Source organism: Tabrizicola sp. (genome assembly GCF_031377265.1).
Taxonomy (GTDB): Bacteria; Pseudomonadota; Alphaproteobacteria; order Rhodobacterales; family Rhodobacteraceae; genus JAUYQR01.
In genome coordinates, this window is record NZ_JANMET010000264.1 from 1 (window position 1) to 3,147 (window position 3,147).

The 3,147-nt window shown below is 62.0% G+C and carries 4 protein-coding genes; 2 read left to right on the plus strand and 2 right to left on the minus strand.

The genetic code is table 11. The features are described from left to right. Nucleotides 1–183: porin (locus RMO18_RS15065; RefSeq protein WP_309666981.1), on the minus strand; the 183-nt coding region annotated here is incomplete at its 3' end. A gap of 165 nt (nucleotides 184–348) precedes the next feature. Further along, nucleotides 349–1,233 (minus strand): porin, encoded by an 885-nt coding sequence (locus RMO18_RS15070; RefSeq protein ID WP_309666983.1) that lies wholly within the window; start codon nucleotides 1,231–1,233, stop codon nucleotides 349–351. Nucleotides 1,234–1,486: 253 nt separating this feature from the next. On the opposite strand from RMO18_RS15070, the gene RMO18_RS15075 reads away from it, so the two are divergent. After that, nucleotides 1,487–2,041, plus strand: a complete 555-nt coding sequence (locus RMO18_RS15075; RefSeq protein ID WP_309666985.1) for a DUF3576 domain-containing protein — start codon at nucleotides 1,487–1,489, stop codon at nucleotides 2,039–2,041. 85 nt (nucleotides 2,042–2,126) lie between these two features. Further along, a partial coding sequence (locus RMO18_RS15080) for a class I tRNA ligase family protein (RefSeq protein ID WP_309666986.1) occupies nucleotides 2,127–3,147 on the plus strand: 1,021 nt, incomplete at its 3' end.

The following is a 3,147-nucleotide window of genomic DNA, read 5'->3' on the forward strand; positions in this document are numbered from 1 at the left end:
CAATCCGCCATCGGTTTCGCCCGACATGGTGAACTTCACGCGGGCGCGGCTGGTGAATGCCGTGTCGCCCGTTCCGAAGTCATCGATGATACCCATGCGGGCGTCGCCGGACAGGGTGATTTCTGCGGCGGCAAACCCGGAAGATGCGGCCAGAAGCGTGGTTGCAAGCAGGATGCGTTTCATTCTTGGTCTCCAATCTGAATTAACGAATGTTAGCAATTGAGGCCCGCTCCGGCAATTGCCGGTCCAAAATGGTTCGGCCCAGTGGCGCATCCGCCACACCACACATTCAAATGAAAAGAGCGGACCCGAAGGCCCGCTCTTTCCAGATCACCTGATCCCGAAGGATTAGAACGAGAAGGATACACCCAGATCGAACGCGTCGGTGTCAGCCGTGTCATTCTTGGCGTAGCCGCCGACAAGCTTGGCGCCGCCGCCGAGGTCATAGGCCGCGCCGATGCCGTAGCCGACGCCCTGGCCGAAGAACGGCAGGAAGTCTTCTTCGTCCGAGTAGAAGGCAGTCACAGACAGCGCATCCATCGTGTAGGTCGCCGAAACGTGGTACTGGTCGGCGGAGATGCCGTTATCGTCTTCGGCCCGGCCAAAGTTAGCTTTCAGAGCGACAGCACCAAAGGTCGCCGAAGCGCCGACGATGACGTGATCAATGCCAACGCCAAAGCCGGCGTCATCAATGGATTCGTAGCCGAGAGCGAAGGTGTAATTGCCCATCGCGTACTTCATGCCGAGGGCATAAGCGCTGGCGGCGGCTTCCGGGTTGGTGACCGAGATGATCCCGGTGAACGCACCAGCCGAGTATTCGTAGGCAGCGGTCGGATCGGAAAGGCCGTCGCCAGCACCCAAATAGATCGCTTCGTTCAGGTCGCCGAGGCCGGTCAGGCCCACGCCGTCAACGTTACCTACAGCCTGCTGTGCAGCGCCGTCGATGTCGCCCATAGTCAGCTTGCCGAATGCGCCCGAGATGAACACTTCGCCAGCGTCGCCGGTTTTCGCGCCAACTGCGTTGTCAGCACGGAACGAAGCGCCGAACGACAGGCCGCCATCGGTTTCGCCCGACATCGTGAACTTTACACGTGCGCGGCTGGTGAATGCCGTGTCGCCCGGTCCAAAGTCGTCGATGATGCCCATACGAGCGTCGCCCGACAGGGTGATTTCTGCGGCAGCGAATCCGGTCGACAGGGCGAGGATGCTGGTCGCGAGAAGAACGTTTTTCATGTTTTTCCCTCTTTCACAAAGGTTAAGTCCGCCGCAGGGGAATCCGCAGTGGAATGAGATGTGTTTCCCGCCAGACGCGCCAGATTGCAACGGCAACCCACATTGCAATGCAAATGCCTGCGGCTTTGATGCAGCAATGTCACAGGTCAGGTTTCCCGCGCCGACCACGCCCCGAGCGGCGGGTGGCGCGAAAGCCCTTGGCACGCCTTGACCCGTCGGTTAGACAGCAAAGAACTGTGTTAAGGGGGTCTGAATGAGCTTGCATCGCGTCGGACGGATTGCAGTGGCCGCAGCGCTGGTGTCCTCGCTTTCCGCGTGCGGTGGCGGGCTTGCCAGCGGCGACAGCGGGTTGTTCCGCCGGTCGCAGCCCACGATCCCCTCGGAAGACCAGCTCAGCCGCAAGGAACGGGCCGATGCGCAGCGTGCCGCACTGGCCGCCGCGAACCCGGATGAAGATCAGGGATCGACGATCTGGGATCTGTTCTCCAACGCCGATGACCCGAACACCACGGTCGAAGTGAACAAATATCTCTGGCAGGCCAGCCTCGAAGTGCTGAACTTTCTGCCCATCGAATCGGTCGACCCGTTCACCGGCGTTATCGTCACCGGCTATGGCCGCCCGCCGGGTGGTGGCCGCGCCTACCGTGCGACGATTTATGTGCAGGACCCGTCGCTGGATGCCCGCAGCCTGAAAGTTGCGCTGCAGGGTCAGGGCGGCGGTGCGGTGGCACCCGAAACCGTGCGCGCCATCGAAGACGCGATCCTGACGCGCGCCCGCCAGATCCGCATCCGCGACAGCAAGCTCTAACTCCCACGCGCAGACTGGACCTGCAGACTGGACCTTTGGTGCGGCGTCGGTGTAACTCCGCGCAATACCACGCATGAGGCCGCCGATGTCGCGCTATGAACCTGCCCAGATCGAACCCAAATGGCAGAAGGCCTGGGATGAAGCCGGGGTTTTCCTGGCGCGCCGCGATCCTGCCAAGCCCAAGTACTACGTGCTGGAGATGTTCCCCTACCCCTCGGGCCGCATCCATATGGGGCACGTGCGCAACTATACGATGGGCGATGTGGTGGCGCGGTTCATGTCCGCCCGCGGCCATTCCGTGCTGCATCCGATGGGCTGGGACGCCTTCGGCATGCCGGCCGAGAACGCCGCCATCGAACGCGGCGGCCACCCCAAGGACTGGACCTATTCCAACATCGCCGACATGAAGGCGCAGATGAAGCCCCTGGGCTTTTCGCTGGACTGGTCCCGCGAATTTGCCACCTGCGACCCGGAATACTACGGCCAGCAGCAGTCGATGTTCCTGGATATGCTCAGCGCCGGGCTGATCTACCGCAAGGCCGCGATGGTGAACTGGGACCCGGTCGACATGACCGTTCTGGCCAACGAACAGGTCATCGACGGGCGCGGCTGGCGGTCGGGGGCACTGGTTGAGCGGCGCGAGCTGACGCAGTGGTTCTTCAAGATCAGCGATTATTCGGCGGAATTGCTGGAGGCGCTGGATGGCTTGAAGGATTGGCCGGAAAAGGTGCGCCTGATGCAGGCAAACTGGATCGGCATGTCGCGGGGGTTGCAGTTTGCCTTTACCACGCACAGCGCGCCGGAAGGATTTGACCGGCTGGAGGTTTATACCACCCGGCCCGATACCCTGCTGGGCGCAAGTTTTGCCGCGATCAGCCCGGATCATCCCCTGGCCAAGCATCTGGAACGGCATGATCCTGCGGTGGCGGCGTTCGTGGCCGAGTGCCGGCGCGGCGGGACATCGGCCGAGGCCATCGAGACGGGCGAAAAGCTGGGGATGGATACCGGCATCACGGTCCTCCATCCCTTTGACAATGATTGGCAATTGCCGGTCTACATCGCCAACTTCGTGCTGATGGACTACGGCACCGGCGCGATCTTCGGCT

Excerpts from the sequence above, each read along its gene's own strand:
- RMO18_RS15070 (WP_309666983.1), bottom strand. The coding sequence starts at position 1,233 with ATGAAAAACGTTCTTCTCGCGACCAGCATCCTCGCCCTGTCGACCGGA.
- RMO18_RS15075 (WP_309666985.1), top strand. The coding sequence starts at position 1,487 with ATGAGCTTGCATCGCGTCGGACGGATTGCAGTGGCCGCAGCGCTGGTG.